Below are 22,281 nucleotides of genomic sequence, written 5' to 3'. Positions count from 1 at the left end.
TGCCCCATTATCGGCAGGCCGCGATGTCGATGACATCCTTTTACCTGCCGGGATTAGCGCGACGGCGCGCGTAGCATGCCAGATCGCTCGCCAGCAGGCCACGCTCGCCATGTTCTCGCGCTGCATCATCAGCCGCCAGTCCATGGATCAGGACACCACTGGCCGCCGCTTCCAGCGGCGACAGGCCCTGAACCAGCAACGAGGCGATCATGCCGCCCAGCACATCGCCCATACCGCCGGAGGCCATGCCCGGATTGCTAAAAGGACTGATAAAGCATGCTTCAGGGCCTTCGCCACCGATTACCAGCGTCCCAGCGCCCTTGAGCACGATGACCCCGCCGTAACGACGATGCAGATTCAGCGCGGCCTGATAGCGATCCGCCTGCACCTCGGCCACGCTGCAATCCAGCAGCATGGCGGCCTCTCCCGGATGCGGCGTCAGAATCCAGTCATCACGTCGCTCACCGGCGTAGCCTGCCGCCAGCAGATGAAGCCCGTCGGCATCCACCAGCCTGGGGCCGGCGGCGTTCATGACGGTCTGCATCAGACCCTGGCCCCAGGCGCCCTGTCCCAGCCCGGGGCCGATCAATACAGCCGTGGCCTTGTCGACCAGCGATTCGAGGTCCAGCCCGTTGCGGGCTTCATGCACCATCATTTCCGGACAGCGCGTCAGCGCCGGCGGAATGTGCACGCTGGCCGTGGCCAGGCTGACCAGCCCGGCCCCAAGCCGCGCCGCGGTTTCGGCGCTCATGATGGTCGAGCCGCCAAAACCGGGCTGACCACCGACCACGAGCAGATGACCACAGTGGCCCTTGTGGGTAGTCGGCCGCCGGCGAGGCAGCGTGCCTTGAAGCCGCGCGGCCTCCAGCAGCTCACCCACGTAATCACTCTCTGAAAGCGTCGACTCGGCAACAGCCAGTGGCGCCAGTACGATCTCACCGGTGACATCAGGTGCCTGGCCGGTATAGAGCCCGAACTTGCGCGCGATAAACGTCACCGTCAGCACCGCCTCGACCGTCTCGCCCAGCAGGGCGCCCGTGTCGGCATTGAGCCCGGACGGAATGTCCAGCGCCACGACCGGTGCACTTGACCGATTGATACAGGCGATGGCGTCATCAAATGGCGCGCGGATCTCACCGCGGGTACCGGTGCCCAGCAGGGCATCGACGATCACATCGGTGTCGACCGGAATCTCGACATCCTGATGCCAGTTCTCAATGATCACGCCGCTTTCACGCGCAAAACGCACCGCTTCGCCCGCCTCGCCCTGGAGCTGATCCGGCGCGCGCAGCGCCAGAAGCTGCACCTCCAGTCCCTGTCGACGGGCCAGTGCCGCCACCACATAGCCATCCCCGCCGTTGTTGCCACCGCCACAAAGAATGCACAGGCGACGCGCCGCAGGCCAGCGCCTGACGATCTCGTCAAGCGCAGCGCGCCCGGCCTGCATCATCAGAGTGAATCCAGGCACGCCCTGCGCAATGGTGCTTTGATCCAGCGCCTGCACCTGCCCTGCGCTGTAGAGTCGTGCGTTCGCCATCATGGCGTTCTCCTTCCAGACTGTCCGTGTCATTGATTGGGGCCTGTCAGACCGACGGTTGTCATCCATTGTTCGCCACGGGCAGCAAGTCCTTGTTGTGACCCTGTGGCGTCTGGCAGGTTCCGATCATGGGCGCTTTCTCATGCTCGGCATGTCTCTTTGGCCCAAAGGCATCTGCGCTGTCATAATACCCTGTCATACCGCGCATTATCTGCCCGGCCTGCCCCACGTTCCGTAATACCGAGCCCCGAGGCTCGAAGGCCATGAACACCGTGTCTCCCCATAGCCCCGAACCTGGCAACATCGACGACCCGATGCCCCGTGAGGCTTCCCGCGCGCTCGACCCGGCCGAAATGGCCGAAAAACTCAAAATCTGGGGGCGCGAACTGGGCTTTCAGCAGCTCGGTATTACCGACACCGACCTAGATGCCCACGAAGATTATCTCAACCGGTGGCTGGAGGCGGGCTACCACGGCGAGATGGACTACATGGCGCGCCACGGCACCAGACGTACGCGCCCGGCTGAACTGGAGCCCGGCACGCTTCGCATCATCAGCGTGCGCATGGACTACCTGCCGCCCGAAATCGAGAGCACCCGGGTACTGGGTCAGCCCGAACGGGCCTACGTGGCACGTTACGCGCTCGGGCGCGACTACCACAAGCTGATCCGCAAGCGCCTGACCCAGCTGGCGCAAAAGCTGCAAAAGGAGATCGGAACGTTTGGCTTTCGCGCCTTCGTGGACTCCGCGCCGGTCATGGAACGCGCGCTGGCGCAAAAGGCCGGCATCGGCTGGTTTGGCAAAAACGCGATGATCCTTAATCCGAAGGCCGGGTCACTGTTCTTTCTGGGCGAACTCTACACCGACCTGCCACTGCCCGTGGATGCCCCCTTTGAACGCGACCACTGCGGCAAGTGTACGCGCTGTCAGACCTGGTGCCCTACCGGGGCCATCGTGGATGACAAGGTGATCGATGCAAGGCGCTGCATCTCCTATCTCACCATCGAAAAGCACGGCGCCATACCGCTGGAATACCGCCACGCCATGGGCAATCGCGTCTTCGGCTGCGATGACTGCCAGCTTGTCTGTCCCTTCACGCGATTCACGCGCGCGACTCGCGAGCAGGACTTTGCCCCACGCCATGCGCTGGATCGTGCCAGACTGATCGACCTTTTCAACTGGAGCGAGCCTGAATTTCTCGAACACACTCAGGGCAGTGCCATTCGGCGGCTGGGCTATGAGCGCTGGCTGCGCAACCTGGCAGTGGGGCTGGGTAACGCGCCCTTCAGCGACGAGATTGTCTCGGCCCTGAAGGCACGGCTGTCCTGGCCCAGCGACCTAGTGCGCGAGCACGTCCGCTGGGCGCTGTCACAGCAGGCTCAAAAGCGCGACGCCACTCGGGAAGCGGCGTCAGCGCCACTGATCGAGGCCGGCTTCAAGGACATCATCGCCCGCCAGTCGACCTGACCGGAAAGGCCGGAGATCGAAAAAAAACTACAGCGCCAGCAGATTGGCACGGTAGTGGCGCAGCTCCTCGATGGAGTCGCGGATGTCATCCAGCGCCAGATGCGTGCCCTTTTTGCTGATCCCGGACAGGATCGAGGGCTTCCAGCGGCGCGCCAGTTCCTTGAGCGTCGAGACATCCAGATTGCGGTAGTGAAAGAAGGCTTCCAGCGCCTGCATCTCGTGCTGCATGAAGCGTCGATCCTGATGCACGCTGTTGCCGCACATCGGCGAGGCGCCCTTTTCAACATGCTGCTCCAGAAAGCGCAGCGTCGCCTGCTCGGCTTCCTGCGTGCAGACGCGGCTTTGACGCACCCGCTCGGTCAAGCCCGTGTTGCCGTGGGTGCGGGTGTTCCAGTCATCCATCAGCGAGAGCTGCTCATCGCTTTGATGAATGGCCATGACCGGGCCTTCAGCGATCACATTGAGCTGGCTGTCGGTAACGATGGTGGCGATCTCGATAATACGATCCCGCGCCGGGTCCAGACCGGTCATCTCGAGATCGATCCAGATCAGACGTTCGTTTTGAGTACTCATGACACTTTCCGGATAGACTTGAAAAAAGATTTCTCCCGATGCGTAAAACCGCGGCCGGGATGAAAGACGAATGCCCTAAAGCGTACAATTGCGCGACGCTTTCCACCAGCCGGGATCGGCCCCGGCGCGCAGGCCCACCACCGTCCAGGAGTTTCATGAGTCAACGCAAGCTATCCCGCCAGCAGCGCTGGCGTGTCGAGAAGGTCCAGGCCGAGCGGGCCAGACGCGCCGAAAAGCGCGAGCAGCTTGATCAGCGTCAGCTGGCCCAAGGCGAATATGGCGACGAGCAGCTCGGGCGCGTGGTAGCCCATTTTGGTCGTAACATGGAAGTGGAAGGCAGCGACGGCGTGCATCATCTGTGTCATCTGCGGGCCAATCTCGACACCCTGGTCACCGGGGACCGGGTCAGCTGGCGGGAAGCAGGCGATGGCAGCGGCGTGGTCGAGGCGCGCCTTGAGCGTGACTCGACGCTGGAGCGCCCCGACGCCCGAGGCAGGCTCAAGAGCGTGGCGGCCAACATTGACCGCATCATGATCGTGTTTGCCGTGGAACCCGAGCCGCATCCGTTTCTGATCGATCGCTATCTGGTGGCCGCTGAAGCCACCGGGATCGCCCCGGCGCTGGTCCTCAACAAGATGGACCTGCTCGATGAACACCATGCGCTGCATGCACTGGCCGGTCGCTATCGCGCGCTGGGGTATGCGGTCATTGGCGCCTCGACCCGACATGATGGCGGGCTTGAGGATCTGATCGCGGCCATGGATGACACCACGGCCGTGTTCGTCGGCCAGAGCGGCGTAGGCAAGTCCTCCCTGATTGATGCCCTGCTGCCCGAAGAGTCACTGGCCGTGGGCGAGCTTTCCGTGGACAGCCGCAAGGGGCGCCACACCACCACCACCGCCCGCCTCTATCATTTTCGTCAGGGCAGCGGCGCCCTGATCGACTCTCCCGGCATCCGCGAGTTTGGTCTGGGCCATCTCGACGAGCAGCAGGTCGAAAACGGCTTTATCGAATTTCGTCCCTGGCTGGGTCACTGCCGCTTTCGCGACTGCCGCCATCGCCATGAGCCCGGCTGCGCCATTCTGGCCGCCGCAGAAAACGGCGAGATTTCTCCCGAGCGTCTGGAGAGCTTTCGGCGGATCGTGCACGAACTCAATGCCCCGCCCCGCTGAACTCTCGACACTTCAGGCATCGACAAAAAAGGAGCCGCCCGAAGGCGGCCCCTGAGTCATCACTCAAGCCGGGTGCTACCTATTCCTGAAACAGCAGCAGCAGTGACAACGCGGCCAGAATCCACATGGTCGGATGAATCTCATGACGCTTGCCTACGCCTGCCTTGACCACCACGAAAGCCAGAAAGCCGAAGACCACGCCATGTGTGATCGAATAGGTCAGCGGAATCAGGATCATGGCGATAAAGGCCGGAATGGCATCGTCAAATTCGTACCAGTTGATATGACGGATCGGGTCGAGCATGAACACACCCACCATGATCAGCGCCGGCGCCGTGGCAATCGAGGGCACCAGCGACAAAAGCGGTGACAGGAACAGAAACGGCAGAAAGAGCAGCGCCGCGGTGACGGCCACCAGGCCCGAGCGCCCGCCCTGGCTGATGCCCGCCGCCGACTCGACGTAGGCATTCGCCGGGCTGGTCCCCAACGGGCCGGAAATGACAGCCGACATGGCATCGACCATCATGGATTGGCGAATATTGCGCGGCTCGCCGTTGCGATCCAGCAGCTTGCCGGCCTGACACACGCCCATAAAGGTCGACAGGGCATCAAAGAACGTGGTGAACAGCACCACGAAGATAAACGGCCAGTAAGCGATATTGAGCGCCCCGATCAGATCCAGCTGCCCCACGGCGCTGAAATCCGGCAAGGCAAAGATACCGTTGAAGTTGACCAGAGTCGCGCTCCCCGTGGGCGAAAATGCGCTGGCATCGCCCCAGAACCGACCGATGGCCGTGGCCATCAGCGTCGTGGCCACAATGCCGATGATCAGTGCTCCCGGCATGTTGCGCGCCACTAGAACGGCGGTGATGGCAAGGCCGATCAGAAAGGTCACCAGCGTCGGCGTCATTTCGCCCAGGCCCACCACGGTTGCCGGATTACTGACCAGAAAGCCCGCATTGACCAGGCCAATCACCGTAATGAAAAGCCCGATGCCGCAGGAGATGGCATAGCGCAGCTGCGCCGGAATGGCATCAATGATGTAGCGGCGCACGTTGAGCACTGCCAGCACGGCAAAAAGAATGCCGGCCCAGAAGATGCATCCCAGTGCCGTCTGCCAGGGGATGCCTGCTCCAACGACCATGGTGTAGGTAAAGAGCGCGTTGATGCCCATGCCCGGCGCGACAAGGATCGGGTTGCGCGCATAAAGCCCCATCATCAGGCTGCCAAAAAAGCTGACCAGCACGGTGGCGGTCAGAGCGCTGGCAAAGGGAATGCCTGCCGCATTCATGATGGTCGGGTTGACCACAATGATGTACATGGCCGCCAGAAAGGTGGCAATACCGGCCAGGATATCGCGACGTACGCTGCTGCCCTGACTTGTTATTTTAAAATACGATTCGAGCACGCTGACTCTCCACTTGCACTGTTGTCCGTCATGATACCTGGTTGATTGTCGACATATCCCTGCCGTCGGTGTCACTAAAACACCGCTGTCCCTGAAGACCGGCACTGCCACCGTTCGCGAGCGGCCATCGAGTGTGCAATGCTTGTGCCATGTTAACCCGCTCGCGTCATCAAAAGGAGAGTGAGGATGTCACAGGATGAGCCAAGGTTTCCCCGAATCGTCGAGCCCCGGGCGCTGTCCGAGCATCTCGAGGCGCCCGATCTTCTGATCATCGATGTGCCGGCCAATGCCCAAAGCTACCAGGAGGGCCACGTACCGGGCGCTGTCTTGCTCGATTATCGTCGCCTGCTGTCGGGTCAGGCGCCGGTCGCCAACGACGTGCCCGACGAAAAAGCCTTGTCAACGCTTTTCTCCGAGCTGGGACTGACGCCACAGACCCACGTCATCGTTTACGACGACGAAGGTGGCGGCTGGGCCGGCCGTCTGGCCTGGACGCTGACCCTGCTGGGGCACGATCAATGGTCCTATCTCAACGGCGGCATTCACGCCTGGCGCGCGGAGAACCTGCCCGAATCACGGGATGCGACAATGCCCACGCCCACCCGCTATCAGGCTCGCATTCAGCGCCCGGAGCTGATCATCCGACGCGAGGAGCTGATCGAGCGTCTTGATGACCCCGGGCTTGTGATCTGGGATGCGCGCAGCCCCGAGGAGTATGACGGGGTCAAGGGCAACAATCAGCGTCTTGGCCATATTCCCGGCGCCGTCAATCTTGAGTGGACCGAGACCATGGACAAGAGCCGCCATCTACGCATGCGGGATCTCTCGGAGCTGGTGACCGAACTCGCCGCCCTGGAGATCGATGCCGACGGCGAGATTGCTACCCACTGTCAGAGCCATCATCGCAGCGGTCTGACCTGGATGATCGGCTATCTTCTGGGCTACAACATTCGCGCCTATCCCGGCTCATGGCAGGAGTGGGGCAACCGCGACGATACGCCCATCGAGACCTGATCCACCGCCCCTGATGGCCGTCTTCTTGAGCCGTCGTCAGGGGTATGACACATTGCCCTCATTCATGACTGTCTTCAGGTGCCCCTTTGAATCGTGATCGTCTGTTTGCCCTGCTGCAATATCCGCTGCCCCAGCACGCCATTTCCCGCCTTGCCGGACAGCTTGCCGATTCGCGCACGCCCTGGATCAGGGATACGTTCATCCAGCGCTTTGCCAGCCACTACGATATCGACATGAGCGAAGCGCTCGAACCCGACCTCGGCGCCTACCAGAGCTTCAACGACTTCTTTACCCGCGCGCTCAAGCCCGATGCCCGCCCCATTGACTCCGGGATCGTCTCGCCTGCTGATGGCGTGCTCTCGCGGTTCGGGCGCATCGATCACGGCACCCTGATGCAGGCCAAGGGCCATGCCTACTCGCTGACCGCTCTGCTGGGCGGCGATGAAGACGCTGCCGCCGAGCTGCGTGATGGCAGCTTCGCCACTGTCTATCTCTCACCGCGGGACTATCACCGCGTGCATATGCCGCTTGAAGGGCGTCTGATCCGCACCATCTACGTCCCCGGCAGGCTCTTTTCGGTCAATCAGGCCACCGCTCGCGAAGTCCCGGGGCTTTTTGCCCGCAACGAACGGCTGGTGTGCCTGTTTGAAACCGAACTGGGCCCGATGGCGCTGGTACTGGTCGGCGCGATGATTGTCGCCGGCATTGAAACCGTCTGGTCGGGTCAGGTCACCCCTCTGTCGCGCCAACCCCACAGCAATGACTGGGCCAGGGGCGACGTCACGCTTGGCAAGGGCGATGAAATGGGCCGCTTTCACCTCGGCTCTTCTGTCGTCATGTGCCTGCCGAAGGCCTACACCTTCAATGAGTCGCTCACGCCCGGCATGAAGATTCGTCTGGGACAGCAGCTGGCCCCTGATCCCGATATCCCGACCGATACGCTCACTCCCGAAGAGCTTTCCTGATGTTTGAATGTTTTATCCGAGAGCAGCAGTGCCGAATATCGGAAGATGTGCGGCATCCTGCTGATCGATTTTCACCCTCTTGAAAGGAGCACCCCATGAAGCAGTTCACTCTAATGGCACGGGACTATACCGATGAGGGAGCGCTCCAGCGCCGCATGGGCTGTCGGGAGGAGCATCTGAAGGCCCTGCGCGAGCTCTATCATCAGGGGCACTTCATCAGTGGTGGCGTCATCCTGGATGATGACGGCAGGATGATCGGCTCCAACGCTCATTTCCAGTTTGAAGACCGGGCGGCCATGGATGCCTGGCTCGAGACCGAGCCCTATGTCAGGGACAGGGTGTGGGAGCATATCGAGATCCGTGAGATCAAACTGCTCGACCCGAACGCCTGATTCAAGGAGCTGAAACGCCCCGGGTCGGAAGGACGACGGGGCATCTCGAATCATCATGTGACGCTGATCCGGTCAGCACCGGGCCGTGCCAAAGGCCATGGCGCTATCGATGTCCTCAAGGCCCAGCGTCAGCATGATCAGTCGATCCACGCCCAGCGCCACGCCGCAGCCCTGAGGCATCCCGGTGCGAAGCGCGGCAATCAGCTGCTGGTCGGCGTCCACCGGCGGCTTGCCCAGTTCACGGCGCATTCGGTTGTCCTTCTCAAAACGCGCCTGCTGCTCATCGGCATCGGTCAGCTCATCAAAGCCATTGGCAAGCTCAATACCTTCCAGATAGACCTCAAAGCGTGCAGCCACCATCGCACCGTCATGATCAGTGCGTCGGCGCGCCAGCGCTGCCTGGGAGGCCGGATAATCCATCACGACATCAAGCCCCTCTCGCCCCAGCAGCGGCTCGATGACCAGCGACATCAAAAGATCGCAGCAGTCATCGCATGACCACGACGTCGTATCGGCTCCCGCGTGGCGGGCAGCGTGATCACGCAGTGCCACCAGCGTGTCAGGGCTCTCCTGCAGCGGGTCGACCGAGAAATGTTCCTTGAAAAGCTCGCGATAGCGACGAAAACGCACCTGCGGCAGCGTGGTGCCCAGCACGGTCTCGATCAGGGCGGCCACTTCATGAATCAGCGCTTCAAGGGCAAACCCGGGTCGATACCACTCCAGCAAGGTGAATTCAATGTTGTGACGCCGCCCGGTTTCACCATCGCGAAAGACCCTGGAAAGCTGAAAGATGGGGCCGCTACCGGCCGCCAGCAAACGCTTCATATGATATTCCGGCGAGGTCTGCAGCCAGAACCGCTCGTCACCGTGCATGGTCCGCGCGTCCAGGCAGAGCGAGTCCAGATGCACGTCGCTGCTGCCGGCACGACCCAGCACGGGCGTTTCCACCTCGAGTACGTCGCGGGCATGGAAGAAGTCGCGTATATGACGCATCAGACCGGCGCGCGCGCGCAGGGCGTCCATGGTGGCGCCGGGGCGCCAGTCATCGGCCTTCATGACAGATCATCCGTTGATGAAACAGGGCCCAACGCAAGCGCCGGGCCATGGGGCCCGGCGCTTGCCGTACGCTACACCATGCCCTAGGCGCGGCTGACGTATTCGCCGGTGCGGGTATCAACCCTGAGCGTTTCGCCCTGGTTGATGAACAGCGGGACGCGAACCGTGGCACCGGTCGACAGCGTCGCCGGCTTGGAGCCGCCCTGTGCCGTATCACCCTTGAGCCCCGGGTCGGTTTCGATCACTTCCAGCTCGATAAAGTTGGGCGGCGTGACCGAGATGGGGTTATCGTTCCAGAGCGTAATGGTGTAGACCACCTGCTCCTTGAGCCATTTGGACGTGTCGCCCACGGCCTTCTTGTCGGCAGCGAACTGCTCGAAGGAGCCGTCGGTTCTCATGAAGTGCCACATCTCGCCATCGTTGTAGAGATACTCCATGTCGATGTCGAGCACGTCAGCGGCTTCCAGCGATTCGCCGGACTTGAAGGTGCGCTCCCAGGTACGACCGGTCATCAGGTTACGCAGCTTGACGCGGTTGAAGGCCTGACCCTTGCCGGGTTTGACGAACTCGTTTTCGACGATGTTGCAGGGATCGCCGTCGAGCATCACTTTCAGACCGCCCTTGAATTCGTTGGTAGAATAGCTTGCCATAACGCCTCGTTGTGTTCGCAGCCGCCCGGAGCCTCGGGTACTGCTGGGACAGTGAATGACCACTAGGCGCCGAGGCATCGGTCAGGTGACCGCATCGAGCCCGGCGCATCAGAATGTGTGCGATGATAACGCGAACCATGCAGCCTGTGCAGACTATCTCTTCTTCCACCGTTGACCGCGCCCCGGAACAGGGCTGGCAGGCTCAGCTCTCCGGCGCCATTCGCAATCCGAAGGCGCTGCTGGCGGCCGTCGGTCTCGACGAACGCTGGCTGCCGGGCGCCATGGGCGGCCATGAGGCCTTTGAGGTGCGGGTGCCGCAGGCCTATCTGTCGCGCATCCAGAAGGGCAATCCCGATGATCCGCTGCTGCGTCAGGTACTGCCGCTGGCGCATGAAACACGTGCGGTGGCGGGCTACGTTACCGACCCGCTGGAAGAAGCTGACCATACCCCCGCGGCCGGACTGATTCACAAATATGCCGCGCGGGTGTTGATGATCACCAGCGGCGCCTGCGCCATCAACTGTCGCTACTGCTTCAGGCGTCATTTTCCTTATGAGGATCACGCCGCCTCGCGCGCGCAGTGGCACAGGACGCTGGACTATCTGCGTGACGATGACTCGCTGATCGAGGCGATTCTCTCTGGAGGCGATCCGCTGCTCTCAAGCGACACACGACTGGCGTGGCTGGTTGGTGAGCTTGACGCCATCCCTCATCTCAAGCGGTTGCGTCTGCATACCCGCCTGCCGGTCGTCATCCCTGATCGTGTCGATGACGCCATGCTGGCGTGGCTTTCGAGCACGCGACTGCAAAAAGTGATGGTGCTGCACATCAATCACGCCAACGAGATCGATGACGCCGTGGTGCAGGCCTGTGTCAAACTCAAGGGCGCGGGCGTCACGCTGCTCAATCAGAGCGTGCTGCTGCGCGGCGTCAATGATGATGTCGAGGTGCTCAGGACGCTTTCGGAACGGCTTTTCGAGGCCGGCATTCTGCCCTACTACCTTCATGTGCTGGACCCGGTGGCAGGCGCAGCGCACTTTGATGTGCCGGACCACGAAGCCCATCAGCTGCATGACAGACTCAGGGAGGCGCTGCCGGGCTTTCTGCTGCCGCGTCTGGTGCGTGAAGTGCCGGGTGCCGGCGCCAAGACGCCGGTTGAAGCCCTTGACGCATCATTGACACCGAACTGATCGGCGGCGCGTCAATCGCTGGGGCCGCTCTTCCACAGGGCCACCAGCGCTTCCGGCGCCCGACGCTCGGGCACGTGCAGAGTGATCACGTCGCTGTCGTTGCCCACCGGCATGATCAGAATACGAAAGTAGCGCTGATCGCCCTGCCCTGCCTGATCCCCGGGGCATTTCAGTCGTTCGGCCTCATCAAGAAGCTTGCAGACCTTCTTGCGCTGCGACAGCGAACATTCGTGGAAGGCAATCTCGCGAGGGCTCGCCAGTGCCGGCATGTAGGCCACACCACCCTCACGCGCCAGACGAACGCGCGCGCGCTCGCCCAGAGAGTGCTGATAGCTCATACATCCACCCCCACGCCCTGCCAGCCGTCGCGAACGGCGTCGCGAACCTCGCTGCCATCAAAAAGGCGTTCGGCATTATCGATCGTCAAGCGGGCAAAATCGGCAAACTCGGCATCATTGGCCAGTCGCTCATCGATGAGCGTGGCATACCAGACCCGGCCGGCGCGCTCCCAGCTGTGACCGCCCAGCGCCATGGCCGTCAGATAGAAGGCGCGGTTGGGAATGCCCGAGTTGATATGGACCCCGCCGTTGTCCTCGTTGGTCTCGACGAAATCGCGCATGTGTCCCGGCTGCGGATCGCGTCCCAGCAGCGGATCGTCATAGGCCGTGCCGGGGTTGGACATCGAGCGTAGCCCCGTACCATTGATCCCGGGTCCGAGCAGATCCCGCCCGATGGACCAGTCGGCCTCTTCCACCGTCTGGTTGGCATCATATTGCGCCACCATGACGCCAAAGACGTCCGAGACGGATTCGTTCAGGGCCCCGGGCTGGTTGTAATACACAAGCCCGGCCTCGCGCTCGGTGATCCCGTGCGCCAGCTCGTGGGCCACCACGTCCAACGCACGAGTGAAAGAGAGAAAGATTTCCCCGTCGCCGTCGCCAAAGACCATCTGGTAGCCGTTCCAGAAGGCATTTTGATACTCCTCGCCGTAATGCACCGTACCCACCAGCGCACCGCCTTCATCATCGATGGCGTTACGCTCGAGTACTTCCCAGAAAAAGCGATAGGTCGCGCCAAGGTCCCGATAGGCTTCATCCACCGCCTCATCGCCGGTCTCCGATTGCCCCTCGCGTCGCACCTGACGTCCGGGCAGCTCCATGGTATTGCCGGCATCAAAGATATAGCGCAGCGGCTGCCCTTGCTGGCCACGCCGGGCATCGGTCGCGGCCGTATGACGCTCGGTACGAGCCCTGAAACGCGAATCAACGGTGAGCGTGTTCAACGCGCAGCGGCGATGACGGTCGTTGCCGTTTTCAATCAAACGGTTGAGCAGGTGAGGAGGAATGACCCCATACGGATTGTTGCGCGCTGCCTTCATGGTAACTCTCCGGCTGTGCGTGGCGGCGACAGTGTCGGACTATCGCCCGGCTGACGATGCTTACCAGTGATTCCCTTCACCGGTAAGCCTAGTCGATCACGGATTGATGACGCGTTGACGTGTGATGAATCGTAACACCGACTTTCGTCTAATTCCGCTCATCCGGGTCATGGCTGACGCAATGCTTCCAGAACGCTGGTGCTGGAAAAGCCATCCGGCGTTCTTCCCACGCTGCGCTGCCATGCCCGCAGCCCTTCCCGGGTGTTGGGGCCCATGATGCCGTCCGGGGTGCCGGTGCCAAAGCCCTTCTGATTCAGAAGACTCTGCATCTCTTTTGTCTGCGAACGCGTCAGCGGCCGGACGTCGCGAGGCCACTCCGCCTGTACGCCGGGGCCACCATCGATACGCTGAGACAGAAGCGCCACGGCAAGGGCATAGCTGGTGGCGTTGTTGTAGCGCATGATGACGCGGAAATTGGGACCGACCAGAAAGGCGGGGCCCTGGGCGCCGGCCGGTGCGATGACCGATGCCTGCTCGAAGTCAGGCAGTGACTGCCCCTGGACGGCACGAACGCCCTGTGACTGCCAGGACGAGGTGGACTGACGTGTGGACAGCTCCGTACGGGAGTAGTCAAAGTCATCGGGCAGGCGGACTTCAACACCCCAGGGCTGGCCGCGCTGCCAGCCATTTCTGGCCAGATAGTTGGCGGTGGAGGCCATGACGTCGGAAATGCTGCCCCAGATGTCGCGGCGGCCGTCATTGTCGCCGTCCACGGCGTAGGCCAGAAAGCTGGTGGGGATGAACTGGGTATGCCCCATCGCACCGGCCCAGGAGCCCAGCATGTGCTCGCGGTCGATATCGCCTTCCTGAATGATGCGCAGGGCCGCAATCAGCTGCTCCTGTGCAAAGGCGTGACGGCGCCCCTCATAGCCAAGCGTCGCGAAGGCGTCGATGGTCGAAAAGCTGCCGAAGTTGCCACCGTAGTTGCTTTCGATTCCCCAGATGGCCGTGATCACCGACCCCGGTACGCCGTAGCGCGACTGCGCCTGATCGGCGGCGCTGCGATGCTCATCCAGTTTCCGGCGGCCGTTGTCGACCCGGCTCGAAGAGACCGCGCTGTCGAGATATTCCCAGATGGCCCGGGTGAACTCCGGCTGCGAGCGATCGAGCTCGATAATGCGCGGCTGATAGCGCACGTCTGCCAGCGCTTCATCCAGCGTGGTCGCGGTGATGCCTTCCGAGCGCGCCTTCTGTCGGAACTCGTTGACCCACTGCTCAAAGGATTCACGCTCGGCAGGCGTCTGATCCTCGCTGTTGACAGTGGCAGTCTCGTCATTCGAGGCGGATTTTTGAGTCTCCGCGCCCTGCGACGCCTCCTGCGACGAGGCAGGTGACGCCTGCGCCGACGGCGCAGCGCCGGCCTGACAGCCCTGCATGGCCCCACTGCCCAGCAGTAGCGTCAGCATCAGCGTGCGGACTCGTGCCGCCGATACTCCGGCGCCGAGAGGTGACAACCCTTTTTCCTGGAATCGTAATGGCATTACCGCTTTCCTGTCTGTTGAGCTGAACTATCATGGCTGATAACGCATGACGTTGACCACTTTCAAATCCGTGGCCGGTGCCGGTATTTCAGCATGACTTCATGGAAGGACGGCAGCGCAGCATGACAAAGGACAAACAAGGCATGAGCCGTTCAAAGGACGCCCTGACCGGTCAGCCACAGCAGGATGATGGCGAAAAACCGAACTGTCGACAGCATCCCGAACACTACCGCGTCGGCCGCGGTGAACAGGGGGTGCTGACCGTCGAACCCTATAAGGGCGAACTGCTGCCCCACTGGCGTTTCAAGACGCCGGAGGATGCTCGCGCCTCATCGCAAAAGCTTCTGGAGATGTTCGAAGACTACCGCTCGCGCGACGATTTTGTCGGCATGGACATGGCGCGCAAGTTCATTCAGATGGGCCACACGCGCGCCCGGCGCTATGCCAACTATCCCGGCGGGCGCAAATACAATGACAACGGCGAAATTCGCAAGCGCGACATTGACCAGGAAAAGGCCGAGTCGGCGGCCATATTCGAGAAGGTCTGGATACAGGTCCGTGAGGACGAGGATTACCTGAAACGCAAAAAGGCCCATCAGCGCGCCTACGGCTGACAGGCCTTTGTCACCCTTTTGCTTACCAGGGGATCATGGCACTGTCATGACGCCCGACGCAGCCCTCGAGCGTTCCAAGCTGTACCAGATCGGCACCTTCAAGCACCTGATCCATGCGCTTGTCATGCGTCAGCTCACGCACGACCCGAACCCGAGAGGGCTGCCCCTTGCCATCAAGGCGCATGACCCAGCCCTGGAAGCCGCTTGAAAAGGCTACCAGTGAGCCGATAGGGGTAAATCCATAACGCTTGACGTATCGATTGACACAACCGGTGTCAAAGCAGCTGCCGGCATTGAAGATGTGGCGATAGATATCCAGCGCCAGCCATGCCGGGCGATCGCTGCGGGGCCGACCCATGGCATCAATGGCGTCCACCACCGCCGCCATGCGCGCCAGCCGGCTCATCGAATGACCATCCAGCCCGCGCGGATAGCCGCTGCCGTCGAGACGTTCATTGATGCTCAGCAGCACATCGCGGCGCACGTCAGCGGCAAAGGCATCGCGCTCGATGCGAAAACGCAGAAGCTCGACGTGCGGATGCAGATGGAAGAGCGTTGCGGCGTCCATGCTGCCCTGATGCAGTCGTACCTGTTCGGGCAGCAGTATCTTGCCGAAGTCATGCACCATCGCACATGCCATCATCTGAACGATCTGCTCGGTGGTGCGAGCACCGCTTTCCAGATCGGCCAGCCGCGCTGCCACGGTCATGCCGTGACACACCAGGGGCGTGGAATGGCGCTCGACGCAGGCCAGTGCGTATAAAAGCGCCTGGCGATCCTCCTGTAAAAGCGCCAGCAGACGGCGCGCCTGCTCGGACAGCACCGCTGTCTCCAGACTCATGCCGGCCTGCAGATTGATCAGCTGAACGCCCAGCGCGCGGGCGATGTTCTTGACGTTATCGAAAAGCGGCAGTGTGGCCAGCGCTTCTTCCTGAGGCGTGGCTATCGCCTCTACCTCGATGGCGGCACCGCCTTCATTAAAAAGCCGGGACGGCGCCACCTCACGTTCGGGGGGCGCTTCCAGACGCACGGCCTCTCGCTCGATCTCGCGCACGTAGAACCAGACCTGTCGTTCGAAATCGGCAAGGCTTGCATCAAAGACCACGCCCACCATCACATCGCCGCTATTGTCACTGCAGCGCATGTGACGCACGCAGCCACTGGCATCAAAGGCCTCGGAGCTCGGGAAAACCGCACGCAGTCGATACAGCGGCATGCCGATCTGGAAGTGAATGGCGTCGTTGACCGATACCGCAATCAAACAGCCCCCAATGGAGAGATCCACCAATCGCCCTTCTACCTCGTTGCCGCCACGCTGCGCGGTCATGAGCATGTTGACCTTCATGCCGCGCTCGAGCGTGGCCCGAAACAGATTGCGCTGGCGGGTCAGCTTGAACGACACGGGCAGCGCCGCACGGATATCGACCCAGTCTGCCTGTCCGCTCGTCTTGAGCGGACGCATCAGGGCGCTGGTCATCGACATCGAGGTGTGCTGAATCTCCAGATAAAAGGGAAGGCGCTGGCTCAGATGCTCGTTGAGGTCCGTAAGATCGCTGGCCCTGAGCACGCACTGATGCAGGTCACGATCCAGCAGCGCCAGCGTCACGGGATATTGAACCTCTAGACCTTCAAAACGAATCGACAGCCGGGCGTCATGACCGGTCAGGTCGGCGAAGGTCTCGACGATCTGGTCAGGCGCATTGATGTCGAGATGTCGCGCCTTGCTTGAATTGAGATTGGAGTCCGGAAACATGAGATTATCCACCGAGCGGGCCGGAATGCCCTAAATGCCCGTGATATCGGCACGTTACCGCCTGACTTGAGCAGTGAATCCGACGCCTGTGTTATTGCGCCTGCAAGGCAGCGTCGTCGTGACCCAGCAGATAAAGCAGGGCATCAAGCCCTTGATGCGACAGTGAAATACGTGCCTTCTCACGAACCAGCGGCTTGGCGTGGAAAGCCACGCCCATGCCGGCACAGGCCAGCATCTTCAGATCGTTGGCCCCATCGCCTACCGCCACGGTCTGCTCGGGGGCAATGCCGTGACGCTTGGCCATGTCCAGCAACAGCTCGGCCTTGCGCCCGGCATCCACGATCGGCAGCTGAACCTCACCGGTCACCACACCCGCATCGATGATCAGTTCGTTGGCGTGAACCTCGTCAAAACCAAGGCGCTGCTGCAGATAGCGGGCGAAGTAGGTGAAGCCGCCCGAGAGGATGGCCGTACGATAGCCCAGCCGCTTGAGGTGGGTCATCAGACGTTCAAGGCCGTCCATCAGTTCCAGATTGCCGGCGATGTCTTCAAGCACCGATTCACTGAGACCGTTCAGCATGGCCATGCGCTCGCGAAAGCTCTGCTGAAAGTCGATTTCACCCCGCATGGCCCGCTCGGTGATGGCCGCGACGGCATCAAACACGCCGTGACGGCGTGCCAGCTCATCAATGACCTCGGCCTTGATCAGGGTCGAATCCATGTCAAAGCAGATCAGACGGCGTTGATGGCGCCAGGGGCTGTCTTCCTGCAGCGCGATGTCAATGCCCTGCTCGGTGGCCAGCGCCAGCAGGGATTGACGCAGTACCTCAATATCGACCGACTCGCCATGCAGATGGTAGTCAAGGCAGACCCCGCCGGCGGATGCCGCATCATTTGAGGCATTAAAGCCCGAAAGACGCTGAAGACACTCGACCACCAGCCCCTGCTGGCTCACGAGTTCATCCACCTGCGCCAGAAGCGTCGCCGAAAGCCGATCCGCCATGAGCGTCATGATCAGATCGGAGGACGGCGTCGGCGCACGTTTCATTGCCGCTTGATCAACCTGATGCAGCGACAGCTCAAGGCCTGTCTCGTCTTCAACCGCCTGCCATGAGGGTCCTGAGCGCAGCGACAGCACTGCGCTGTCATCGTCGCTCTCGATCAGCACTTCCAGCACTGCCTGATCCAGCGTGACACGCTGATTGATGTCCAGCAGTTGAATACCGCCGTCATCCAGAAGTCGGCTCACCCTCGCCAGCTGGCCCGGTCTGGCCTGACCGGTGGCACGTACCAGCAGCCTTTGCGTCATGTCGTTGTCTCGCATACTTCAAAAAAAGGGCTCAAGGCCGACGGGCTGGCCCGCCGGCCCCTGATCAGGACCTTCCTGCAGGAACAAGAGCTACTCGGCCGCCAGCCGATCCACCTTCTGAAAGCCCTGCGGCAGCTTTGTGCCGCGCTTGCCGGCGCTGCCGACATAGCCGTCAAGCTCCTCGCCCGTCAGGCGCTTCTTGCGCTTGCCGGCGTGAACCACGAGCGCCTGGCCCGATTCCAGCACGATCCAGTCCCGCACGAACTCTTCACGATTGGCGGCACGTGTCCCGGTAATGTCCATCATGCGCGTGCCCTTGCCCTTGCTCATGGCCGGCAGCTCACCTGCCTCGAACACCAGAAGCCGCCCTTCACTGGAGACAACGGCCACTTTCTGCGTATCGCCGGAGAGGGGAAGTGGCAGCAGCACATCGCAGCCCTTGGGAATGCTCAGAACGGCCTTGCCGGACCTGCTGCGCCCGGTCATCTCCTCGAGCGCAATGCTGAAGGCGTAACCGCCGTCACTGCCCAGCAGATAGCGCTGATCGGGCGCCCCGATCATGGCAGCCCGCAGCTTCGAGCCGGCCGCCAGATTGACCCGGCCCGAGACCGGTTCGCCCTGTCCGCGCGCCGAGGGCAGCTGATGCGCGGCGAGCGTATAGGCGCGCCCGCTGTCTTCCAGCAGCACCAGCGGCTGATTGGTCTTGCCGTGGGCAGAAAAGGCGTAGTTGTCGCCGGACTTGTAGGAGAGGCTTTTCGGATCGATGTCATGCCCCTTGGCGGCGCGAATCCAGCCCTTCTCGGAAACCACGACGGTAATCGGATCCGCCCCGAGCAGATCGGCCTCGGAGAGCGCTTTCGCGTCCTGCCGTTCGACCAGCGGACTGCGACGATCATCGCCATAGGCTTTTGAATCGGCCTTCAGTTCACGCTCAATCAGTTTCGTCATCTCACGTTCACTGCCCAGAAGCTTCTGGAGCTGTTCGCGTTCGCGTTCCAGCTCATCGCGCTCGCTCTTGAGCTTCATCTCCTCGAGCCTTGCCAGATGGCGCAGACGCAGCTCCAGGATGGCATCGGCCTGGCGGTCGCTGAGACCGAAATGGGCAATCAGGGCCGGTTTCGGCTCGTCTTCCTCACGAATGATGCGAATCACCTCGTCGATATCGAGATAGGCGATCAGCAGACCTTCAAGAATGTGAAGACGATCCTCCACCTTGCCCAGGCGATGTTCCAGACGCCGGCGCACGGTGTTGCGCCGAAACGTCAGCCACTCATCGAGCAGGTGATCCAGCGACATGACCTGCGGACGACCATCCAGCCCGATCAGGTTCATGTTGACGCGCGAACTCTTTTCCAGATCGGTGGTGGCGAAGAGATGATCCATCAGCGCCTCGACATCGACGCGATTGGAGCGCGGGACGATCACCAGCCGCGTGGGCTCTTCATGGGTAGACTCGTCACGCAGATCTGCCACCATCGGCAGCTTTTTGGCCTGCATCTGTGCGGCCATCTGCTCCAGCACGCGCGCACCGCTGACCTGCCAGGGCAGCGCGTTGATGATGATGTCGTTGTCTTCCCGCGTGTAGCGCGCTCGCATCTTCACCGAGCCGCGACCGGTGGTATACATCCTTTGCAGGTCAGCCCCCGGCGTGATGATTTCAGGCGCCGTGGGAAAGTCCGGTGCCGGCAGCCGCTCGCAGAGTTCCTCCACGCTGCAGTCGGGATGGCGCAGCCGATGGATGGTGGCCTCGATGACTTCACGCACGTTATGCGGCGGAATATCGGTGGCCATGCCGACCGCGATACCGGAGCCCCCGTTGAGCAGCACGTGCGGCAGCCGCGAGGGCAGCACCGCCGGCTCGTTCATGGTGCCGTCGAAGTTGGGTATCCAGTCCACGGTGCCCTGCCCCAGCTCCGAGAGCAGCACCTCGGAAAAGCGCGTCAGACGCGATTCGGTATAGCGCATCGCGGCGAACGATTTGGGATCATCCGGACTGCCCCAGTTGCCCTGACCATCCACCAGCGGATAGCGATAGCTGAACGACTGCGCCATGAGCACCATGGCTTCATAGCAGGCGCTGTCACCGTGGGGATGAAACTTGCCGAGTACATCGCCGACGGTACGCGCCGACTTCTTGTACTTGGCATTCGCCGTCAGCGACAACTCGCGCATGGCGTAGACGATGCGGCGCTGCACCGGCTTCAGACCATCACCGATGTTGGGCAGCGCGCGATCGAGAATGACGTACATCGAGTAGTCGAGATACGCCTTTTCTGTATAGCTTCGAAGCGCCAGGCGCTCGACGTCCCCTTCGCGGACGTGAATATCCATGGTCATTTTAGACGTCCACCTCAGCCATGTTGCCGTAACGTTCCAGCCAGCCGCGACGATCGCCGGCGCGTTTTTTGGCCAGCAGCATATCCATGAGTTCCATCGTGTCGTCACCGGCCTCCCGCGTGAGCTGCACCAGTCGTCGAGTGTCCGGCGCCATGGTGGTCTCGCGAAGCTGTACCGGGCTCATCTCGCCGAGTCCCTTGAAGCGCTGCACGCCCGGCGTGCCGCGACGGCTGGCCAGCTTCTTGAGAATGGCGGCCTTTTCGCTTTCATCGAGGGCGTAATGCACCTCCTTGCCCAGGTCGATGCGATACAGCGGCGGCATGGCAACAAACACGTGACCGGCATCGACCAGTGACGGGAAGTGACGCACGAACAGGGCACACAACAGCGTGGCAATGTGCAGACCGTCAGAATCGGCATCGGCCAGAATGCAGATCTTGTGATAGCGCAGACGCTCGAGGTTGTCGCTGCCCGGGTCCATGCCCAGCGCCACGGCGATATCGTGAATCTCCTGCGAGCCCAGCACTTCCTGCGGATCGACCTCCCAGGTGTTCATGATCTTGCCCTTGAGTGGCAAGATCGCCTGGGTTTCCCGATTGCGCGCCTGCTTGGCGCTGCCACCGGCGCTGTCGCCCTCGACCAGAAACAGCTCGCCGACCGTAGGATCCTGGCTGGAGCAGTCCGCCAGCTTGCCGGGCAGGGCGGGCCCCTGGGTCACCTTCTTGCGCGCGACCTTTTTGGAAGAACGCTGTCGGCGCTGGGCCGCACTGATGACAAGTTCAGCCAGCTGCTCGGCCTGAGCGGTGTGCTCGTTGAGCCACAGGGAAAAGGCGTCCTTGACCACGGCCGACACAAAGCCCGCCACGGCACGTGAAGAGAGGCGCTCCTTGGTCTGACCGGCAAACTGCGGCTCGAACATCTTGATCGAGAGCACAAAGGCCACCCGCTCCCACAGGTCATCGCCGGAGAGCTTGACGTTACGCGGCAGCAGGCTGCGGTAGTCACAGAACTCGCGCAGCGCTTCCAGCAGACCGGTGCGAAAGCCGTTGACGTGCGTGCCGCCCAGGGTGGTGGGGATCAGGTTGACGTAGGATTCGACCAGCGCCTCGCCGCCCTCCGGCAGCCACTGGATCGCCCAGTCAACGCTGTGCTCGTCATCCTCGAAGCTGCCGACAAAGGGCGTGGCCGGCAGCGGTTCGAACCCGTCGGTGGACTGGGCAAGGTAGTCGCGCAGCCCATCCTCGTAGTGCCAGGTACTGACATTGCCATTGCTTTCGGTCAGAACGACCTCAAGCCCCGGACAGAGTACAGCCTTGGCCCTCAGCAGGTGCGACAGGCGGGCCACCGATACCGAGGCGCTGTCAAAATAGGCTGCCTCAGGCCAGAAGCGCACCGTGGTGCCGGTCATTTTTTTGGGACAGTCGCCAATGACGGCGAGCTCTTCGATCTTCTCGCCGAAGGCAAAGGCGGTGCGGTAGCGCTTGCCGGCCTTGCACACCTCGACCTCAAGGCGCTCGGAAAGCGCGTTGACCACCGACACCCCGACACCGTGCAGGCCGCCGGAGAAGCGATAGCTGGACTGGGAAAACTTGCCGCCGGCATGCAGGCGGGTCAGGATCAGCTCGATGCCGGACACCCCGTGCTCGGGGTGAATATCGATGGGCATGCCCCGGCCATCATCAATGACTTCGATGGCACCATCGCTGCGCAGGTTGACGGCGATCCTGCGGGCGTGACCGGCCAGCGCCTCGTCGACGCTGTTGTCCACCACCTCCTGCACGAGGTGATTGGGGCGGGTCGTATCGGTATACATACCGGGGCGCTTGCGAACCGGCTCGAGACCGGAAAGCACCTCAATGGAACTGGCACTGTACTGGGTCATACGTGAAATCGCGTCAGAAATGAACGAGAAGCGCTCATCGTCAA

Annotated in this window: 19 protein-coding genes; 7 read left to right on the top strand and 12 right to left on the bottom strand. The window is 61.9% G+C overall.

Annotation, left to right across the window (positions count from 1 at the left end; all coding sequences use genetic code 11):
* Positions 1 to 40: 40 nt before the first annotated feature.
* Complete coding sequence (locus tag BM079_RS05895) at positions 41 to 1,540, bottom strand: NAD(P)H-hydrate dehydratase (RefSeq protein WP_090131718.1); 1,500 nt, start codon at positions 1,538 to 1,540, stop codon at positions 41 to 43.
* Positions 1,541 to 1,851: 311 nt separating this feature from the next.
* On the opposite strand from BM079_RS05895, the gene queG reads away from it, so the two are divergent.
* A complete protein-coding gene (queG, locus tag BM079_RS05885) occupies positions 1,852 to 3,003 on the top strand; it encodes a tRNA epoxyqueuosine(34) reductase QueG (RefSeq protein ID WP_090132032.1) in 1,152 nt (383 codons plus the stop codon).
* 27 nt (positions 3,004 to 3,030) lie between these two features.
* Here the strand turns inward: queG and orn are convergent, their stop codons facing one another.
* The gene (gene orn, locus BM079_RS05880; RefSeq protein ID WP_090131713.1) at positions 3,031 to 3,576 is read right to left on the bottom strand and encodes an oligoribonuclease; all 546 of its coding nucleotides are present in this window, start codon (positions 3,574 to 3,576) and stop codon (positions 3,031 to 3,033) included.
* Positions 3,577 to 3,731: 155 nt separating this feature from the next.
* On the opposite strand from orn, the gene rsgA reads away from it, so the two are divergent.
* Positions 3,732 to 4,748 (top strand): small ribosomal subunit biogenesis GTPase RsgA, encoded by a 1,017-nt coding sequence (rsgA, locus tag BM079_RS05875; protein WP_090131711.1) that lies wholly within the window; start codon positions 3,732 to 3,734, stop codon positions 4,746 to 4,748.
* A gap of 79 nt (positions 4,749 to 4,827) precedes the next feature.
* On the opposite strand, the gene BM079_RS05870 is transcribed toward rsgA, so the two are convergent.
* Positions 4,828 to 6,156 (bottom strand): NCS2 family permease, encoded by a 1,329-nt coding sequence (locus tag BM079_RS05870; protein ID WP_090131708.1) that lies wholly within the window; start codon positions 6,154 to 6,156, stop codon positions 4,828 to 4,830.
* A gap of 186 nt (positions 6,157 to 6,342) precedes the next feature.
* Between BM079_RS05870 and BM079_RS05865 the strand changes: the two genes are divergently transcribed.
* From BM079_RS05865 to BM079_RS05855, 3 genes are all read left to right on the top strand, one after another.
* Complete coding sequence (locus BM079_RS05865) at positions 6,343 to 7,170, top strand: sulfurtransferase (RefSeq protein WP_090131706.1); 828 nt, start codon at positions 6,343 to 6,345, stop codon at positions 7,168 to 7,170.
* An 86-nt stretch (positions 7,171 to 7,256) separates the two neighbouring features.
* Positions 7,257 to 8,135, top strand: a complete 879-nt coding sequence (asd, locus tag BM079_RS05860) for an archaetidylserine decarboxylase (RefSeq protein ID WP_090131704.1) — start codon at positions 7,257 to 7,259, stop codon at positions 8,133 to 8,135.
* 95 nt (positions 8,136 to 8,230) lie between these two features.
* Complete coding sequence (locus BM079_RS05855; RefSeq protein ID WP_090131702.1) at positions 8,231 to 8,527, top strand: YciI family protein; 297 nt, start codon at positions 8,231 to 8,233, stop codon at positions 8,525 to 8,527.
* 72 nt (positions 8,528 to 8,599) lie between these two features.
* Here the strand turns inward: BM079_RS05855 and epmA are convergent, their stop codons facing one another.
* Both epmA and efp read right to left on the bottom strand, forming a co-directional pair.
* A complete protein-coding gene (epmA, locus tag BM079_RS05850; protein ID WP_090131700.1) occupies positions 8,600 to 9,583 on the bottom strand; it encodes an EF-P lysine aminoacylase EpmA in 984 nt (327 codons plus the stop codon).
* Between the two features lie 83 nt (positions 9,584 to 9,666).
* The gene (gene efp / locus BM079_RS05845; RefSeq protein WP_090131698.1) at positions 9,667 to 10,233 is read right to left on the bottom strand and encodes an elongation factor P; all 567 of its coding nucleotides are present in this window, start codon (positions 10,231 to 10,233) and stop codon (positions 9,667 to 9,669) included.
* A gap of 137 nt (positions 10,234 to 10,370) precedes the next feature.
* Here efp and epmB point away from each other — a divergent pair, with 137 nt between their 5' ends.
* Positions 10,371 to 11,423 (top strand): EF-P beta-lysylation protein EpmB, encoded by a 1,053-nt coding sequence (gene epmB, locus BM079_RS05840; protein WP_245742836.1) that lies wholly within the window; start codon positions 10,371 to 10,373, stop codon positions 11,421 to 11,423.
* Positions 11,424 to 11,434: 11 nt separating this feature from the next.
* Here epmB and BM079_RS05835 read toward each other — a convergent pair whose 3' ends face one another.
* The 3 genes from BM079_RS05835 to BM079_RS05825 form a co-directional block, all read right to left on the bottom strand.
* Positions 11,435 to 11,761: a protealysin inhibitor emfourin gene (locus BM079_RS05835; RefSeq protein WP_090131695.1), complete on the bottom strand. Its 327-nt coding sequence runs from the start codon at positions 11,759 to 11,761 to the stop codon at positions 11,435 to 11,437.
* Positions 11,758 to 12,801: a M4 family metallopeptidase gene (locus tag BM079_RS05830; RefSeq protein ID WP_090131694.1), complete on the bottom strand. Its 1,044-nt coding sequence runs from the start codon at positions 12,799 to 12,801 to the stop codon at positions 11,758 to 11,760. Before BM079_RS05830 ends, BM079_RS05835 begins: the two co-directional genes overlap by 4 nt.
* Positions 12,802 to 12,968: 167 nt before the next feature.
* On the bottom strand, positions 12,969 to 14,342 hold the full coding sequence (locus tag BM079_RS05825) for a lytic murein transglycosylase (RefSeq protein WP_245742835.1): 1,374 nt from the start codon (positions 14,340 to 14,342) through the stop codon (positions 12,969 to 12,971).
* Positions 14,343 to 14,485: 143 nt separating this feature from the next.
* Here BM079_RS05825 and BM079_RS05820 point away from each other — a divergent pair, with 143 nt between their 5' ends.
* Positions 14,486 to 14,956 carry a DUF4385 domain-containing protein gene (locus tag BM079_RS05820; RefSeq protein WP_090132026.1) on the top strand — a complete coding sequence of 157 codons (471 nt, stop codon included), beginning with the start codon at positions 14,486 to 14,488 and terminating at the stop codon, positions 14,954 to 14,956.
* Between the two features lie 22 nt (positions 14,957 to 14,978).
* On the opposite strand, the gene BM079_RS05815 is transcribed toward BM079_RS05820, so the two are convergent.
* The 4 genes from BM079_RS05815 to parE form a co-directional block, all read right to left on the bottom strand.
* Complete coding sequence (locus tag BM079_RS05815; RefSeq protein ID WP_090131692.1) at positions 14,979 to 16,709, bottom strand: HD domain-containing phosphohydrolase; 1,731 nt, start codon at positions 16,707 to 16,709, stop codon at positions 14,979 to 14,981.
* A gap of 91 nt (positions 16,710 to 16,800) precedes the next feature.
* Entirely contained in the window at positions 16,801 to 18,018 is a 1,218-nt protein-coding gene (serB, locus tag BM079_RS05810) for a phosphoserine phosphatase SerB (protein WP_090132024.1), read from the bottom strand.
* 90 nt (positions 18,019 to 18,108) lie between these two features.
* On the bottom strand, positions 18,109 to 20,355 hold the full coding sequence (gene parC / locus BM079_RS05805) for a DNA topoisomerase IV subunit A (RefSeq protein WP_090131690.1): 2,247 nt from the start codon (positions 20,353 to 20,355) through the stop codon (positions 18,109 to 18,111).
* 1 nt (position 20,356) lies between these two features.
* Entirely contained in the window at positions 20,357 to 22,237 is a 1,881-nt protein-coding gene (gene parE, locus BM079_RS05800; RefSeq protein WP_090131688.1) for a DNA topoisomerase IV subunit B, read from the bottom strand.
* Between the last annotated feature and the right edge of the window lie 44 nt (positions 22,238 to 22,281).

Origin of the sequence: Kushneria avicenniae (genome assembly GCF_900112585.1) — a bacterium.
Classification (GTDB): Bacteria; Pseudomonadota; Gammaproteobacteria; order Pseudomonadales; family Halomonadaceae; genus Kushneria; species Kushneria avicenniae.
Note: the sequence above shows the minus strand (reverse complement) of the source record. Positions and strands in the feature narration are given on the sequence as shown.

What these genes read in the sequence shown, in the direction of transcription:
- BM079_RS05830 (WP_090131694.1), bottom strand. Translation starts at nt 12,801, where the DNA reads ATGAAGGCAGCGCGCAACAATCCGTATGGGGTCATTCCTCCTCACCTG.
- epmB (WP_245742836.1), top strand. Translation starts at nt 10,371, where the DNA reads ATGCAGCCTGTGCAGACTATCTCTTCTTCCACCGTTGACCGCGCCCCG.
- epmA (WP_090131700.1), bottom strand. Translation starts at nt 9,583, where the DNA reads ATGAAGGCCGATGACTGGCGCCCCGGCGCCACCATGGACGCCCTGCGC.
- parE (WP_090131688.1), bottom strand. Translation starts at nt 22,237, where the DNA reads ATGACCCAGTACAGTGCCAGTTCCATTGAGGTGCTTTCCGGTCTCGAG.
- rsgA (WP_090131711.1), top strand. Translation starts at nt 3,732, where the DNA reads ATGAGTCAACGCAAGCTATCCCGCCAGCAGCGCTGGCGTGTCGAGAAG.
- orn (WP_090131713.1), bottom strand. Translation starts at nt 3,576, where the DNA reads ATGAGTACTCAAAACGAACGTCTGATCTGGATCGATCTCGAGATGACC.
- BM079_RS05820 (WP_090132026.1), top strand. Translation starts at nt 14,486, where the DNA reads ATGAGCCGTTCAAAGGACGCCCTGACCGGTCAGCCACAGCAGGATGAT.
- BM079_RS05815 (WP_090131692.1), bottom strand. Translation starts at nt 16,709, where the DNA reads ATGTTTCCGGACTCCAATCTCAATTCAAGCAAGGCGCGACATCTCGAC.
- BM079_RS05865 (WP_090131706.1), top strand. Translation starts at nt 6,343, where the DNA reads ATGTCACAGGATGAGCCAAGGTTTCCCCGAATCGTCGAGCCCCGGGCG.
- BM079_RS05895 (WP_090131718.1), bottom strand. Translation starts at nt 1,540, where the DNA reads ATGATGGCGAACGCACGACTCTACAGCGCAGGGCAGGTGCAGGCGCTG.
- queG (WP_090132032.1), top strand. Translation starts at nt 1,852, where the DNA reads ATGCCCCGTGAGGCTTCCCGCGCGCTCGACCCGGCCGAAATGGCCGAA.
- parC (WP_090131690.1), bottom strand. Translation starts at nt 20,355, where the DNA reads ATGACCATGGATATTCACGTCCGCGAAGGGGACGTCGAGCGCCTGGCG.
- serB (WP_090132024.1), bottom strand. Translation starts at nt 18,018, where the DNA reads ATGACGCAAAGGCTGCTGGTACGTGCCACCGGTCAGGCCAGACCGGGC.
- efp (WP_090131698.1), bottom strand. Translation starts at nt 10,233, where the DNA reads ATGGCAAGCTATTCTACCAACGAATTCAAGGGCGGTCTGAAAGTGATG.
- BM079_RS05855 (WP_090131702.1), top strand. Translation starts at nt 8,231, where the DNA reads ATGAAGCAGTTCACTCTAATGGCACGGGACTATACCGATGAGGGAGCG.
- BM079_RS05825 (WP_245742835.1), bottom strand. Translation starts at nt 14,342, where the DNA reads ATGCCATTACGATTCCAGGAAAAAGGGTTGTCACCTCTCGGCGCCGGA.
- BM079_RS05835 (WP_090131695.1), bottom strand. Translation starts at nt 11,761, where the DNA reads ATGAGCTATCAGCACTCTCTGGGCGAGCGCGCGCGCGTTCGTCTGGCG.